Below are 16,260 nucleotides of genomic sequence, written 5' to 3'. Positions count from 1 at the left end.
TCATGCCTGATCGAATCAGTAACACGTAAAAGTATTTAATATTTACTTGCAAAATTAATTATATCAGCAAGAAACAATTAATGCAATAGCTTTTAAATATTAAATTTTCTAAATATTTTATTTTGTTATATTTGGTAGGTTTATACCATAGAAAATTTCAGTCATTTCTCTCTTTAGTTTATCTGTTATATCCTTCTTTTCTTGTTCATTAAGTTCACTCTCTGACTTTTCAAACAGATAATTGTCTAACTTTATATCCCTTACCATCATCTTTGTATGGAATATATTTGATTGATAGATATTCATATCAATTAAGTTATATCTATCTATTGTTTCTTGTGCAATATAATCTTGTATTGATGTTATATCGTGGTCAATATATAACTTGTGACCGTGTATATCTCTTGTGAACCCTCTAACTCTGTAATCTATTGTTATAATATCTGAATCAAAGCTATCTATAAGATAATTCAATGCCTTAAGTGGAGAAATTTGTCCACAAGTAGATACATCAATATCTACTCTAAATGTGCTTATCTCATTTTGGGGATGAGTTTCTGGGTACGTATGCACAGTAACGTGACTCTTGTCAAGGTGAGCAACAATATTCTCTCTTGTTGGAGTTAATACACCTCTATTGCAGGAAGGATCAAGTATATAAAGAGGTACTTCCTCCTCAGAGATAAGTAATGTAACACTTGCTCCCTGTGGATCATAGTCTTGCTTTGCAATGTTTAGAACACAAGCACCTATCATTTCAGTAACATTTGTTAGTATTTTAGTAAGTCTCTCAGAATTGTACTGCTCGTCAATATATTCAATGTATTTTTTCTGTCCTCTTCTGTCTTTGTGTAGCATACGTCATAAATATTGAAACTCAAAGTCTTTGTTAAATTGTTAAATCCATATAGTTTTAATTTGTTCTTTCCTTTTTCCAATTCAACTCCCCATTCCTTTCAATTAATATTTTTCAGTAAAATTATATAATTTTTACGGGGAATGTCAAGAACTTTATACTGACAATATAAACAATTTTTATGATATTATTTTTCCCTCTTCTATTTTTATTATTCTATCTGAAACAGAATATGAAAACTCTTTATCGTGACTGACTATTAAAACAGTAATATCATCCCTTTTAAGCTCCATTATTATTTCAGCAATACTTTTTTAACCTCATCATCTACTGCAGAGGTTGGCTCATCAAAGCAGATTATTTTAGGTGATAATATACACGCACGAGCAATTGCAACCCTTTGTTTTTGTCCCCCTGATAATTCATAGGGATAATAATCCCTTTTATCTGATATATTTAGTTTTTCAAGCAACTTATTTGCCCTTTCCATAACTATATCTTTGTCCAATTTATATGCCCTAATAGGTGCTAATATAATGTTATCTAAAACAGTAAGGTTGGGAAACAGATTAAAATTTTGAAAAACATACCCTATGGATTGCCTTATCCTTTTTAACCTTGTACCCTTTGCCATTTCTACTGAATTTGCATTTTGTTTAAACAAATATTCGCCATCTATCTTTACGCTCCCCTATCTATATTTTCAATTCCATTTATACATCTTAAAAGTGTCGATTTTCCTGCTCCTGATTTACCGAAAATAGAAACTATTTCTCCCTCTTTTAATTCAAAGCTTACATCATTTAAAACCTTTTGTCCTCTGAAGGATTTTTCAAGACCATCTACCTTCAATATCATTTTATCACCTACCTATAATACTCAAATTTACCTTCAATTTTTTTAAATAAGATAGTTAGGATATATATATATCCAGCATAAAAAACTGCAACCACTAAGAAGGGCAATAGAGTTGCATCTCTATTTACTGCAATTTTTCCCTCCCTTAAAACATCAGAAATTCCTACAACATAAACCAGTGCAGTATCCTTAACTAATGTAATTACCTCATTAGCAAGTGCAGGAAGAATATTTTTAAACATCTGAGGAAATATTACATATCTATAAGTATCAAATCTACTTAATCCAAGTACCTTTGCCGCTTCAAACTGCCCTTTATCAATAGATTGAATACCTGCTCTAAAAATCTCTGCAAAATAGGCAGCATAGTTTAATATGAATGCTATGAAAACAGCTGTATACCTATCAAATGTTACTCCAATTATTGGTAATCCAAAGAATACAAATATTATCTGTAGAAGCAGAGGTGTCCCCCTCATTATAAAAATATAAAGGGAGACTACCATCTTTACTATATTTATTTTAGACAATCTTAATATTGCAACTAATATGCCTAAAATAAACGAAAAAAACAAAGTTATTGAAAATATATATAAGGTTACTAACATACCACTTTTCATAGAAATAAATAAATCTATAATATACTTCACAAAATCACCTCTTATTTTTCAAACCAATTATTATAAATTTTTTCAAAGGTACCGTCTTTTTTCATTTCATCTAATGTTTTTTCAACTTGATACTTTAATTCATCTCCTTTTCTAAAACCTACACCATATTCTTCACTTCCAAAATTATCCTCAAGTATTCTAAACTTATCTTCTCCTTTAAGTTTTATATAATATCTTGCTAATATTTCATCCACAACAACTGCATCAACTCTTCTATTTTCAAGTTCCATAAGTGCATCATTGTTTGTTTCATAAAGGTTTAATTTACCATCTTTAAACTTAAGTAAAATTTCCTTTTCCTTTTCTACTGCCTCCTGGGAACTTGAATTCAATTGTGCGGCAACCCTTTTACCCTCTAAATCACTCTTCTTATTTATATTAGAGTCACCTAATACTACTATAACCTGTCTATTAACAAGATATGGGTTTGTAAAATCAACTTTTTCTTTTCTCTCATCTGTGATAGTATATCCATTCCATATTGCATCTATTTTTTAGAGTTTAATTCTGATTCCTTCATAGCCCAATCAATAGGCTGAAATTTAACCTCATAACCTAATCTTTTAAAGACCTCCTTAGCTAAATCAACATCGAATCCCACTATTTCTCCCTTTTCATTTTTAAATCCCATAGGTGCAAAGGTATCATCCAGTCCTACTACCACAATTTTACTTGCATTATTTAACACCTGAGTCTGTGTGCAGGATGCAAGAAATGTTGCACAAATTATAATAATTAAACCTAAAATGAATTTTTTCATATCAAATTCCTCCTTTAAATTATATATTTTTTAGCAGTACTGCCTTTTTACAAAACAAAAAGCTCTCGTCCTCCTCTGAGGACGAGAGCTTAACTCCCGTGGTCCCACCTCAATTCATTAATGCCTCACGACATTAACCTTATTAGGTACTAACATACCCTATCACTATAACGGGTGAAGGTTCCCGTGGTAGCCTACTACACCTTCGGTACCAAACTCCGAGATGTGTTCAAAATAGCCCTCATACATCCTCACACCACCCGGATGCTCTCTGAAATGGAAGCTATTTTTACTATTTCTCTTCATCGTCTTTACTTTATTTATTTATCAATTTACCATATTAAAGTTTTAGTGTCAAGATATTTTTTCGTTAAAAAATAATTTATTTAAAATTCTAAATTATTTTAACATTATTGCTGCATAAATGTTTTTTTATGATATAATTAAGTTGGAATGAGGGAATGTGTTACACAAAATCCTCTCAATCATTTTAAGTGAGGTGAATTTTATGAACAAAACTGTAAACTTAGATTGGGGGAAACTTGGATTCAGCTACATTAAAACAGACTTCCGTTATGTATCCTATTGGAAGGACGGAAAATGGGACGATGGTAAACTAATAGAAGACAATAAAGTTACCATCAGCGAAGGCTCAACAGCTCTTCATTATGGACAACAATGCTTTGAGGGACTTAAAGCATACAGAACAAAGGATGGCAAAATACAACTCTTTAGACCAGACCAAAACGCAAAAAGAATGAACTCAAGCTGCAGACGTCTTATGATGCCTGAAATTCCTGAAGAAAATTTATAGACGCTTGTATTCAGGTAGTAAAGGCAAATGAACATTTCGTTCCACCCTATGGAACAGGAGCTTCACTTTATTTAAGACCCTATGTAATAGGTATTGGGGATAACCTTGGTGTAAAACCTGCACCTGAGTATATGTTCTCTGTTTTCTGCTGTCCTGTTGGACCATATTTCAAAGGTGGTATGCAACCTGTTAACTTTACAGTTTCAGATTATGACAGAGCAGCACCTTACGGAACAGGTGGAGTTAAAGTTGGTGGAAACTATGCGGCAAGCCTTCTTCCACACGAACAAGCAGTAAAGAAGGGATTTGCAGACTGCATCTATCTTGACCCTGCAACTCACACAAAGATAGAAGAAGTTGGAGCTGCAAACTTCTTTGGAATTACAAAGGATAATAAGTTTGTAACACCAAAATCTCCATCAATACTACCAAGTATAACTAAATATTCTTTAATGCACATTGCTAAGGAATACCTTGGTATGGAAGTTGAAGAAAGAGATGTTTATATAGATAAATTAGATGAATTCGTTGAAGCTGGTGCTTGTGGTACAGCTGCAGTTATAACACCAATTGGTGGAATTGAATACAAGGGAAAACTCCACGTATTCTACAGCGAAACTGAGGTTGGACCAATAACTAAGAAACTTTATAATACACTTGTTGCAATACAACTTGGAGATGAAAAGGCACCTGAAGGATGGATAGTTGAAGTTAAGTGATTAAAATAAGGCAGTAGGATACTAACCTACTGCCTTATTTATTATATAATCTTAATATTTTTTTGAATATTTTAGAAGGATTTTTATATTTTTTGTCTAATTAATAAAGCGTAGAGAGAAAAGTTGACGAAAATAAAGTTTTTGTATATAAAATTGTGTTGATTTTAAAAAAATTGTATGATATGATAATATTTGTAAATGGAGGTACATATATGGACGTTTTAAGTATACAGGATATTATTAACAAAATAGAAGGTGTTATAAAGTCAAAGGTAGTTAAAGATAATAATGAAATAAGTGAAGTTCATATATTAGCCAATACATTAAAATCACCAAAGCAAATCTTAAGAGATATTGAGTCAGCACTTTATGCAATGTTTGATATTAAAATAGATAGAAATAAGATAAGTATAGCAGTTATTCAATCAGAAGATGTAATTTCTAATAAAAGAGTTAAATTTAATAGTGTTCAACTGAAGAATCAGCTAAACACTTTAGAATGCAGTGTAACACTTATATATGATGATAACGAATACACAGTAGAGGATGTAGCAATTAATACTTCAATAAATAAAAAGAAATTGGTATCAAAGACTACTCTTAAGGCTGTAGAAACAATCTTAGGACAAGAATATATATTTGATGTTCAGGATGTGCTAATTAACACAAGTAATGATATATCTGTAGTTACTGTAATTGTAAATGCCCTGTTATATGGAACAGAAGAAGTCTTAGTAGGTTCAGCACTTGTTAAAAATGATGTAAATGAAACAATAGCAAGAGCAACACTTGATGCCATCAACAGGGTAATTCAAAAAATTACCTCTTAAAACTTAATACTTGTTAAAAAGGCCGATTTAATTTATTTTTATCCTAAGCGGAGTTATGCGACAGGCGTTTAGCGGAGACCTGTCAGCCCAAAAACGCGAAGGAGTGATATCTATGAAGAAATTCTTACCTGCAATTCTTGCTCTTTTAACACTTGTTTTAGCAGGTGGTTCACACTTTTTCTGGAGATAATTTTAAATCGGCCTTTATTTATCACTTGGAGGTTATAAAATGAAAAAAGAATATTAACGTATTTAGCTTTTATATATATATTAGCCATACTTTTATTTTTAAAATCATTTAAATTGTATAGTTTTACTAATATACAACTGTCTTCTATTCTTTTTTGTCTATGTTATCCGCACTAACCGAATCATTTCCAGTTTTTTATAAAAAAATTTATATAACATCTGGCTTTGCAATCACATTAGCTTCAATATATTTATTTAACCCATTTTGGTCTACCATTATAATTGGGCTGGGTTTTTATTTAAGATATATAAAGACGATGATAAATATATACATATTTTAAATACACCTTTATACAAAACCTTATTTAACTTGTCTATTATTGTAATATGTATAAATACTTCATATATTATAACCGATTTTTTATTAAAAAATATACATTCTCAAATTCTTCTTATGAAATATTTAGATTTTCGCTTTTAACACTTATTTTTTTATTGTTAAACACAACAATTATATCTATTCTTTATAGATTATTAACAAACGATAGTTTAATTAAGATATTTTTATATAACTTTTCACTTGGTTTTTTAAACATTGTTTCTATGGCACCATTAGGGTATTTTTTATATATATTATATAAAACATCTAACTATTTAGGCGTACTAATTGTAACTATTATTATTCTATTTGCTCGCTATACATTTATGCTCTATATTGAATCAAAAACAAAATATCAAGAAACTATAAAGGTTCTTATGAACGCTCTTGAAATGAGAGATAAATATACAGAAGGTCATTCAAGAAATGTTGCAGACATAGTTAAAGCTATCGGAAGAGAACTTGGTTATAGTGAAAGTCATTTAGAAGAATTAGAACTTGCAGCTTACCTACACGATATTGGTAAAATAGGTATACCTGATGACATATTGAATAAGCCAGGAAAACTAACTGACGAAGAATATGCAAAAATAAAGGAACATCCTGCAATTGGCTATGATATTGTTAAAGATATTAAAGGTATTGGCAGTATACCTGAACTTGTAAGACATCACCACGAGAGATATGATGGCAAAGGATATCCAGATGGTAAAAAGAAAATGAACTAAGTTTAGATGTCTATATACTTCAATTAGCAGATTCAGTTGATGCTATGCAAGCAAAAAGGGTTTACAAAAATTCATTAAATCCACAGGAGATTAAAGAAGAACTTTTAAGATGCAGGGGAACTCAATTTCATCCTAAGGTAGTTGATATATATTTAAAAATATGTGAAAGAGAAAATCTATGTAATTTGAGGGGTTAAGTTATGTTTTTAGCAGCACTTTTAATCGGTATAGCAATTGGACTTTTACTAAAAGGTAATATAAAAAATATCGATGTTGAAAAGGTTAAATCACCTTACCTTGCTATTGTAGCCTTTTCTATTGAATTTATTCTTTTCACTTTAGTTAGAAAAGGCATTATATCAAGAGGAAACATAACATATGTACTATATTTAACTCAATATATACTTATTTTGATTTTTATTTATAAAAATAGAAAGGACTATGCCTTTTTAGTAATAGGTATAGGAATTATTTTAAATGCACTTGCCATCTTTTTAAACGGTGGTGCAATGCCAGTAAGTCCTGATGCTATGGTTAAAGCTGGAATAGTATCTTCAGTAAATGAAATAAAGGAAACTATGGCGTCGTCAGAAGGTTTATATATTATTAAAAATTCAAATACAATTTTCCCTTTTTTAGGTGATGTAATCCCTTTAAAACATTTTAGAAATTATGTTATAAGTATCGGAGATATTTTTATTTCTTTAGGACTTATATGGTATATAGTAAAGAGATGAAAAAGTAAGTTACTTTTTCATCTCTTGTTTATTCTTATTTATCTCACCATTTTCCTCTGTTTTACTCTTCTATAATACTTCATTCATTTAAACTATTACATTCCATCTTTATTTAATATCCTTTTTATTCTATTTTCTCTTATATCCTTTAGCGTCTTTTCATTATAGGTATTTAAAAGTCTACTTTTACTTCTATATACCCTTTGGGATGTATATATACCGTGATGTCCAGAAAAAGATAACTTACTATACAAGCAATAAACATAAATACTACTCCATTACTTCCAAACATTTCTATACCCAAGATAAATGATGATATGGGTGTATTAGTAGCACCACAGAATACAGATATTAAACCTAATGCTGCTAAAAAGACGGTGGCAATAATAATTCATCTGATATAACATTCCCCAAAGTTGAACCTACAAAAATATTGGGGTTACTTCTCCACCCTGAAAACCTGCTCCTAAAGTAACAGAAGTAAATAAGGTCTTTAATATAAAACTAAATCTTGAAACATTACCTTCAAAGGCTTCACTTATTATGGGCAATCCTAATCCTAAATAATCTCTTGTATTAAAAATAAAAACTAAAGCTATTACTACTAACCCTCCAATAAAACTCTTTAACATTGGATTGGTAGTAATTTTGTTAAATAAGGATTTTGATATATGAATGCTTTCACTAAATATAATACTCATCAAACCAAATAAAGCCGAAGCTATTATTACCTTAATCACATTAACAGGTGTTACAGGTGGTATAGACAATATATGATAATGAGAATGTGTTGCCCCTGCTAAAGCTGCTACATAATCACCTACAAAGGCCGATATGAAACAAGGAATAAGTGCTTCATAATACATATAACCTATTGCTATTACCTCAATTGCAAAAATAGTCCCTGCAAGAGGTGTACCAAAAACTGACCCAAAGCCACTACTTATTCCACACATAAGCATTATTTTCATATCGTGTTTATCAAGTTTAAATATTCTTCCAATAAATTCAGATACACTTCCACCCATCTGAACTGCTGTACCTTCTCTCCCTGCAGAGCCCCCAAATAAATGCGTTAGGAAAGTACCTATGAATACTAATACTGACATCCTAAGAGGTATTTCTCTATCGCCATAATAGGCCTGCTCTATTATTAGGTTATTTCCCTTTGAAGAATTTTTACCGTATTTACTATACAAAAACTTACCGTAGCACCCGCAACAGGAAGTAAAAACAAAAGCCAAGCGTTTGCTTCTCTTAAATCTGTTGCATACTTTAAACTCTTCAAAAATAATGCCGATAAAACTCCCATTATAACCCCTACTATGCTGCTTAGAAATAACCATTTTATTAAAGAAATTGTTAAAATAAAATGATCGAGTCTTTTAATAAAATGTATTATTTTTCTATGCATTTTATCCCCCTCTTTTATACAGCCTTTTCTTTTACATTATTAACTTTTTCCTTTTCAAGTAATACGTTTGCTGACATCTTAATAAGTACTGCTCCAAGTGGTGCTGTAACCAATATAGATAAAACCGCAATTGCTAAAATAACATCACCTGAGGGAATACCTAAGGACAAAGGTATTGCTCCTATTGCTGCTTGCACTGTTGCCTTTGGAATATACGCAATCATACAAAATACTCTTTCCTTCCAATTTAGGTTGGTACCAAGGGTTGAAACGAAAACTCCTAAACTTCTTCCTAAAAGACCAATGAATATTACTAAAAGTCCCTTTAGTCCTGCATCCATTGCAACAGTTATATTAACCTGAGAACCAACTAAAACAAATAAAAATATTTCGGCAAATACCCACATTTTATTAAACTTCATAGAGAGTCTTTTGCTACATTTGGTATTCTTTCAAGCAGTATAAAACCTATTGTCATAACTCCAAGTAACCCTGCTATTTCTACTTTATTCTTTAGTGCACCTTCTATAACAGTTAAAAGTATTGCTGAACCTAATATTAACGCTACCTTTTTGTATCCCTTATATGATACCTTTTAAACATCCATACCATTACAAGCCCAATTATTAAACCAAATAAAATTCCCAATATAATTGAGATTGGTATCTTAAATATCTCTATTCCAATATTAACGTGATTTCCACTATAAAGGCCTAAAAAAGTTGAAAATAAAGTTATGGCAAAAACATCATCAATAGATGCACCTGCAAGTATTATTGTTGGTATTCCTTTATTAGTTCCTATCTTTTTATCCATAAATTCAAGCATTTGTGGTACAACAACTGCAGGTGATACTGCCGCAATTATAAATCCTAATATTCCACCCTCTATAAATGAGAAACCTAATATTTTTGTTGAAATAAAAGCTATTGTAAAACCTTCAAATATTCCTGGTATACAACTGAACTTCAACGCAGTTGAACCAACCTTGTTTAGATCATTTCTACTTATTCCAAGACCTGCACGAAGAAGAATAATTATTAAAGCTATCTTTCTTAAGTCAGCAGATATTTTTAAAATCTCTGGATCTAATATGTTTAACACATAGGGTCCTGCTAAAACACCCAAAATTAACATCCCTAAAAGCCCTGGAAGCTTTATTTTGGTGAATAAATAGTTAAAAAACAACCCTAAAATAAGCATTAATGCAATACTTGCTGTCATATATTTACCTCCTCTTAATTTATTATGCCCAAAACAAAAACTCCTACAGAAATTATAAGCTTTCTGTAGGAGTCATTAGCCAAAGGCGGTTAAAGGTGAACTCCATCACCTTTTCATATTTTAACAAAACATATTTTAATTATCAAGTATGGTTTTCCATTATATTTTGTTAATTTCTTTTATATTCTTTTGTTATTATAAATAATTACACAGATTTATAAACTTTGTTAAATTATAGACAAGATAATTTTAAAGTAATAAAATTAAAATATGAACAAAATTTCGCAATACCTAAAACTATATTAGGTTGGGGAGGGGATAAATGAAAAATCAATGTAAGAATCACGAAGAAATAATAAAAAAGTCCCACGAACGTTCAAATAAATACGGAATTGAAATAAACAGAGTTTATCCTAAAAGATATTGTCAAAGGAAGAAATTCCTGTTTTGATAAGAAAAAACAGAGACCTTATAAGAATTGCATCTCCCTTTATAAAAATACTATATGATTTTTTAGAAGGCTCTGGTTTTTTATCGTTCTTACTGATAAAGACGGATGTATATTAAGTACAATAGGTGATAAGGATATTATAGCTGCTGCAAAAGAACTTAATATGGTTGTTGGTGCCTATATGGATGAAAACAGCATAGGTACAAACGCAATGGGTACAGCAATAAAGGAGGATATGCCTATACAAATATCTGCAAAGGAGCACTTTATTACAGCATATCATCGCTGGACCTGCTCTGCTGCGCCCATTCACAATACAAAGGGTGAAATCATTGGAACTTTAAACCTAACTGGAAATAGCCATCTTGTTCATCCCCACACATTAGGACTTGTCGTTGCTGCTGTTCGCTCTATAGAAAATCAAATAAAAAGCGAAGAGGCAAACAATAAATTAATGGAAACATATAAATACCTAAATACCATCATTGAGTCAATAAACTTTGGAATAATTGCCCTATGTAAAGATGGGGTAATTAAGAATATAAATGAAGCAGCCTGTTCTATGTTTAATTGTTCAAAGGAAGATTTATTGGAAAAACCTATTGAAGAGATTTTATTTAAATGGAATGAAATATACAATAGGATATTATCAGGTGAAAAAATAACAGATGAAGAGATTAATTTTAGGATTAAAGGTAAATCCCAGAAATATATTATGAGTATACATTCCATAAAGGATGATAAGGATACAATTATTGGATCTGTTTTAAGTTTTAAAAACCTTCAAAATGTTTATAACCTTATAAATAAGTACACTGGAATGAAGGCAAGATATACATTTGATGATATTATTTTTAAAAGCTCCTGTATGAAAAAATAATTGATTATTCAAAGAGTATATCTAATAGTCCATCTACTATACTTATAACAGGCGAGAGCGGAACTGGTAAGGAAATACTTGCTCAAGCAATCCATAATAACAGCAATAGGCGTGATTTTGGTTTTGTAGCAATAAATTGTGGAGCAATTCCTCCTAACCTTATCGAAAGTGAATTGTTTGGATATGATGAGGGAGCCTTTACTGGTGCAAAGCGAGGTGGAAATCCTGGTAAGTTTGAACTTGCAAACGGTGGTACACTTTTTCTTGACGAAATAGGCGAAATGCCCCTTGATATGCAGGTAAAACTTCTAAGGGTACTACAAGAGGGATGTATAACAAGAATTGGAGGAAACAAATATATTGATGTTGATGTAAGAATAATTGCTGCTACTAATAAAAATTTGCTTCAGGAAGTTAAAGAAGGTAGATTTAGAGAGGATTTATATTATAGAATTTCTGTTATTCCTATTGTACTTCCTCCTTTACGCGAACGGAAAGAAGACATACCCCTTTAATAGAACACTTTCTTGAAATGAAATCAATAAAACTTAAAAACCTATTCCAAAGCTTCCACCTGTTTTATATGAAAAAATGCTGACCTATGATTGGTTAGGAAATATTAGAGAACTTGAAAATTTTATTGAAAGTGCAGTAAATTTTGATGGAAATATAGAGTTTTTGATGAGTAAATTTCAAGCTTCAAATATAGAAATTAAAAAACGCAAAACAATCAAAATAATTTTATATCTGATGATTTAATTTGTCCCCTTGATGAACTGGAAAAGAAGGCAATTATAAGCTGTTTAAAAAAGTATGATAATAATATTTCAAAATGTGCTAAGGTACTTAATATTAGTAGAAATACACTTTACTTAAAAATGAAAAAGTATAATATTTTATTATAAAAAATATTATAAAAATGTCCTATTTTATTACATTGCTAAAAAATAGGACATTTTTTAATTTGTATAACTGTCCTATTTTTTAGCAGATTTATTTTAAAATTTTTTATGCATTAAAAAATCTAAGTTTGTTAATTAACTAACTTGGCATATTATTTGCTTATTATATTATGACAAAATTAAAGGAGGGGGATCCTATGGCAAGATTTACACTACCAAGAGATATTTATTTTGGTAAAAACTCATTAGAAGAATTAAAAAATCTTAAGGGTAAAAAAGCTGTTATAGTTGTAGGTGGAGGTTCTATGAAGAGATTTGGCTTCCTTGATAAAATAGAAGCCTACCTTCACGAAGCTGGTTTTGAAACAAAGCTTATAGAAGGTGTTGAACCAGACCCATCAGTAGAAACAGTTATGAAGGGTGCAGAAATAATGAGAGAATTTGAACCTGACTGGATAGTTGCAGTAGGCGGCGGTTCTCCAATTGATGCTGCAAAAGCTATGTGGATTTTCTATGAATATCCTGATTTCACTTTTGAACAAGCTGTTGTTCCTTTTGGTCTACCAGAGTTAAGAAAAAGGCAAGATTTGTAGCAATACCTTCAACAAGTGGAACTGCAACTGAAGTTACAGCCTTCTCAGTTATAACTGATTATAAAGCAAAGATAAAATATCCACTGGCTGACTTTAATATAACTCCAGATGTAGCAATTGTAGATCCAGAACTTGCACAAACAATGCCAAAATCACTTACAGCTCATACAGGTATGGATGCTCTAACTCACGCTGTAGAAGCTTATGTGGCTTCTCAAAGGTCACCATTCTCAGACCCACTTGCAATGCACGCAATAGTTATGATTAAAGACAACCTTGTTAAATCCTATAACGGAGATAAAGCAGCAAGAGAACAGATGCACTATGCACAATGCCTTGCTGGTATGGCATTCTCTAATGCTCTACTTGGTATTACACACTCTATTGCTCATAAAACTGGTGCTGTATTCCATATTCCTCACGGATGTGCAAACGCAATATACCTACCATATGTTATCCAATATAATGCAAAGGAATGTAAAGAAAGATATGCACAAATAGCAAAGACACTTGGATTATCTGGAAACAGTGACGATGAACTTGTAACTTCTCTTGTTGAAATGATTAGAGATCTAAATAGAAATATGGACATTCCTCTATCCTTAAAGGGATATGGAGTTAGTGAAGAAGACTTTAGAGCAAACGTTAAGTCAATAGCACACAACGCTGTCCTTGATGCTTGTACTGGTTCAAACCCAAGAACAATAGATGATGCTGCTATGGAAAGGGTTCTTGAATACATATATGAAGGAAAAGATATTGATTTTTAATAGAATAAGTATTCATTAAGCTCTCTTTGAGAGCTTAATGTTTTTACTTATCATTAGGAATAAAATAATTAAAATTACATATTTAAACATTTATATCTTTGTTAAAAAATAAATATTTGAAGCAAACTGATTTTTATGCAAAAATAAAATTATAGTTTATTTAATATTCTGTATTTTTTAAAAGGAGGAATGGATGTGGGTTGTTCCTGTGAAGAAAAATTAGCTTTAAATTTCGATGATAAAAATGTTGATTTAAGTCTTATGGAGCCAATATTTAAAAAATATGAAGGTCAAAGCACTAACCTTATAAGCATACTTCAAGAAACTCAAGAAGTTTATGGTTATCTTCCTTTAAGTGCCCTAAATCTTATTGCTGAAAGAACAGAAAGTAAAAGGGCAAAAATATACGGTATCGCAACCTTCTATGCTCAGTTTAGATTAAATCCAACAGGTAAATACATTATACTTCAATGTCAAGGTACAGCTTGTCACGTAAATGGTTCTAAGGAAGTTAGCAGAGCAATATGTGAAGAGCTTAATATAAAGCCTGGCGAAACAACAGAGGATGGTATTTTTACCCTTGAAGATGTTGCCTGTCTTGGATGTTGCAGTCTTGCACCTGTAATTATGATAAACGGAGAAGCTTACGGTAACCTAACTCCAGATAGTGCAAGAAAAATTATAAGGGATATATATGAAAAGGAAAGGAGGAAAAACTCCGATGAAAATTAGGATAGGGCTTGGAAGTTGTGGTATTGCCGCAGGGGGTAGAAAGATTAAAAATAAATTTGAAGAGCTTTTAAAGATAAACAACATAAAAATTGAGATAGTAACAACCGGATGTATAGGAATGTGTTATCTTGAACCAATAGTGGATGTTATTGATGATAATGGAACCTTTACATATGCTAACGTAACACCATCTATGGCTGAAGAAATATTTAAAGAACATATTCAAAAGGGGTTACCTATTGAAAAGTACATTGTATCAACCGATAAAAAACCTCACCCTCAGCTTGAAAAACAAGTTAGGATTGTATTAAGAAATTGTGGAATTATAAATCCTGAAAACATTGAAGAATATATAGAATCTGGTGGTTACTCTGCACTTAAGAAGGTTCTAAATGATATGACTCCAGAGCAGGTTATTGAAGAAATAAAAATATCTGGTCTTAGAGGAAGAGGTGGTGCAGGGTTCCCTACCTGGTTTAAATGGAATGCTGCAAGAGCCTCAAAGGGAGATGAAAAATATATAGTTTGTAATGCCGATGAAGGTGATCCTGGTGCCTTTATGGATAGAAGTGTTATTGAAGGTGACCCTCATTCACTTATAGAGGGTATGATAATTGCTGCCTATGCAATTGGAGCACATACAGGCTTTGTTTATGTTCGTGCTGAATATCCTCTTGCAATAGAAAGATTAAATATTGCAATAAACCAAGCAAAGGAGAAGAACCTTCTTGGCAAGAATATATTGAATTCTGGATTTGATTTTGATCTAAAGATTAAAATGGGAGCTGGTGCCTTTGTATGTGGTGAAGAAACTGCCCTTATCGCCTCCCTTGAAGGGGAACGTGGTATGCCAAGACTAAAGCCACCATTCCCAGCACAATCAGGTTTCTTGGGCAAGCCAACCAACATAAATAACGTTGAGACCTACGCAAACGTACCTTGGATAATCAAAAATGGTGGTAGTGCATTTGCAAGATACGGTACAGAAAAAGCAAAGGAACAAAGGTCTTTGCACTTGCAGGTAAAATTAAGCGTGGTGGACTAATTGAAGTTCCTATGGGTATGACTTTGAGGGAAGTTATTTATGATATAGGTGGAGGTATTAAGGAAGATAAAGAATTTAAAGCTGTACAAATGGGTGGACCATCTGGAGGATGTATACCTAAGGAACTTCTTGACACTCCTGTTGACTACGAATCAATAAATAGTACAGGTGCTATTATGGGTTCTGGCGGTATGATAGTTATGGATGAGACAACCTGTATGGTGGATATAGCAAGATTCTTCCTTGACTTTACCTGTAAAGAATCCTGCGGAAAATGTATTTACTGCAGAATAGGTACTCAAAGAATGCTTGAAATTTTAAACAACATATCTGAAGGAAAAGGAACCATTGAAGACCTTGAAATACTTGAGGAACTTTGTTATAGCGTAAAGGATGGTTCATTGTGTGGACTTGGCCAAACAGCACCAAACCCTGTTCTTACAACACTAAAATATTTTAAGGAGGAATATTTATCTCATATAAATGATAAAAAATGTCCTACAAAACAATGCAGATCACTTCTATACTATAAAATTGACTCCGAAAATGTATAGGATGTACAATGTGTGCAAAAACTGTCCTACTAATGCAATTTCAGGCGATAGGAAACAACCACATACTATAGATGAAAATAAATGCATTAAATGCGGAAACTGCCTAAAGACTTGCAAGTTTAGTGCTATTTATATTGAATAAAGGGGAGTGATG

At 31.6% G+C, this 16,260-nt stretch carries 11 protein-coding genes, 7 pseudogenes, 1 riboswitch and 1 other annotated feature; of the genes and pseudogenes, 9 read left to right on the top strand and 9 right to left on the bottom strand.

Annotation, left to right across the window (positions count from 1 at the left end; genetic code table 11):
* Nucleotides 1–117: 117 nt before the first annotated feature.
* The 5 genes and pseudogenes from speD to PL321_RS08760 all read right to left on the bottom strand — a co-directional run bounded on the left by speD (nt 118) and on the right by PL321_RS08760 (nt 3,145).
* Nucleotides 118–938 (bottom strand): annotated as a pseudogene (gene speD / locus PL321_RS08780) (adenosylmethionine decarboxylase).
* Between the two features lie 213 nt (nt 939–1,151).
* Complete coding sequence (locus PL321_RS08775; RefSeq protein ID WP_273964206.1) at nt 1,152–1,520, bottom strand: ATP-binding cassette domain-containing protein; 369 nt, start codon at nt 1,518–1,520, stop codon at nt 1,152–1,154.
* A 17-nt stretch (nt 1,521–1,537) separates the two neighbouring features.
* Complete coding sequence (locus PL321_RS08770) at nt 1,538–1,714, bottom strand: ATP-binding cassette domain-containing protein (RefSeq protein WP_273964205.1); 177 nt, start codon at nt 1,712–1,714, stop codon at nt 1,538–1,540.
* An 8-nt stretch (nt 1,715–1,722) separates the two neighbouring features.
* Nucleotides 1,723–2,364 (bottom strand): amino acid ABC transporter permease, encoded by a 642-nt coding sequence (locus PL321_RS08765; RefSeq protein WP_273964204.1) that lies wholly within the window; start codon nt 2,362–2,364, stop codon nt 1,723–1,725.
* Nucleotides 2,365–2,375: 11 nt separating this feature from the next.
* Nucleotides 2,376–3,145, bottom strand: a pseudogene (locus tag PL321_RS08760) (amino acid ABC transporter substrate-binding protein).
* A gap of 74 nt (nt 3,146–3,219) precedes the next feature.
* Nucleotides 3,220–3,460 (bottom strand) — a binding site (T-box leader).
* Between the two features lie 193 nt (nt 3,461–3,653).
* Here PL321_RS08760 and PL321_RS08755 point away from each other — a divergent pair.
* The 5 genes and pseudogenes from PL321_RS08755 (at nt 3,654) to PL321_RS08735 (ending at nt 7,541) form a co-directional block, all read left to right on the top strand.
* A pseudogene (locus PL321_RS08755) lies at nt 3,654–4,678 on the top strand (branched-chain amino acid aminotransferase).
* A 212-nt stretch (nt 4,679–4,890) separates the two neighbouring features.
* Nucleotides 4,891–5,508: a hypothetical protein gene (locus PL321_RS08750; protein ID WP_273964203.1), complete on the top strand. Its 618-nt coding sequence runs from the start codon at nt 4,891–4,893 to the stop codon at nt 5,506–5,508.
* A 684-nt stretch (nt 5,509–6,192) separates the two neighbouring features.
* Nucleotides 6,193–6,804 (top strand): HD-GYP domain-containing protein, encoded by a 612-nt coding sequence (locus PL321_RS08745; protein ID WP_273964202.1) that lies wholly within the window; start codon nt 6,193–6,195, stop codon nt 6,802–6,804.
* A gap of 44 nt (nt 6,805–6,848) precedes the next feature.
* Nucleotides 6,849–7,001, top strand: a complete 153-nt coding sequence (locus tag PL321_RS08740; RefSeq protein ID WP_273964201.1) for a hypothetical protein — start codon at nt 6,849–6,851, stop codon at nt 6,999–7,001.
* 3 nt (nt 7,002–7,004) lie between these two features.
* The gene (locus tag PL321_RS08735; RefSeq protein ID WP_273964199.1) at nt 7,005–7,541 is read left to right on the top strand and encodes a DUF5317 domain-containing protein; all 537 of its coding nucleotides are present in this window, start codon (nt 7,005–7,007) and stop codon (nt 7,539–7,541) included.
* 95 nt (nt 7,542–7,636) lie between these two features.
* On the opposite strand, the gene PL321_RS08730 is transcribed toward PL321_RS08735, so the two are convergent.
* From PL321_RS08730 to PL321_RS08715, 4 genes and pseudogenes are all read right to left on the bottom strand, one after another.
* Nucleotides 7,637–7,795, bottom strand: a complete 159-nt coding sequence (locus tag PL321_RS08730; RefSeq protein WP_273964198.1) for a hypothetical protein — start codon at nt 7,793–7,795, stop codon at nt 7,637–7,639.
* Between the two features lie 168 nt (nt 7,796–7,963).
* Nucleotides 7,964–8,740, bottom strand: a complete 777-nt coding sequence (locus PL321_RS08725; RefSeq protein ID WP_273964197.1) for a chloride channel protein — start codon at nt 8,738–8,740, stop codon at nt 7,964–7,966.
* The gene (locus PL321_RS08720; RefSeq protein ID WP_273964196.1) at nt 8,695–8,955 is read right to left on the bottom strand and encodes a hypothetical protein; all 261 of its coding nucleotides are present in this window, start codon (nt 8,953–8,955) and stop codon (nt 8,695–8,697) included. The genes PL321_RS08725 and PL321_RS08720 overlap by 46 nt, the downstream gene beginning before the upstream one ends.
* A gap of 14 nt (nt 8,956–8,969) precedes the next feature.
* Nucleotides 8,970–10,179: pseudogene (locus PL321_RS08715) on the bottom strand (cation:proton antiporter).
* A gap of 59 nt (nt 10,180–10,238) precedes the next feature.
* Nucleotides 10,239–10,298, bottom strand: a riboswitch (Fluoride riboswitch).
* A gap of 203 nt (nt 10,299–10,501) precedes the next feature.
* On the opposite strand from PL321_RS08715, the pseudogene PL321_RS21250 reads away from it, so the two are divergent.
* The 4 genes and pseudogenes from PL321_RS21250 to PL321_RS08675 all read left to right on the top strand — a co-directional run bounded on the left by PL321_RS21250 (nt 10,502) and on the right by PL321_RS08675 (nt 16,248).
* Nucleotides 10,502–12,415, top strand: a pseudogene (locus tag PL321_RS21250) (sigma-54-dependent Fis family transcriptional regulator).
* Between the two features lie 194 nt (nt 12,416–12,609).
* A pseudogene (locus tag PL321_RS08685) lies at nt 12,610–13,775 on the top strand (iron-containing alcohol dehydrogenase).
* Nucleotides 13,776–13,970: 195 nt separating this feature from the next.
* Complete coding sequence (nuoE, locus tag PL321_RS08680) at nt 13,971–14,507, top strand: NADH-quinone oxidoreductase subunit NuoE (protein ID WP_443110701.1); 537 nt, start codon at nt 13,971–13,973, stop codon at nt 14,505–14,507.
* Nucleotides 14,497–16,248, top strand: a pseudogene (locus PL321_RS08675) (NADH-ubiquinone oxidoreductase-F iron-sulfur binding region domain-containing protein). The gene nuoE and the pseudogene PL321_RS08675 overlap by 11 nt, the downstream one beginning before the upstream one ends.
* Nucleotides 16,249–16,260 lie beyond the last annotated feature (12 nt).

The organism is Caloramator sp. mosi_1, assembly GCF_028622835.1.
Taxonomy (GTDB): Bacteria; Bacillota; Clostridia; order Clostridiales; family Caloramatoraceae; genus Thermobrachium.
This window is presented reverse-complemented; position numbering and strand designations above follow the sequence as displayed.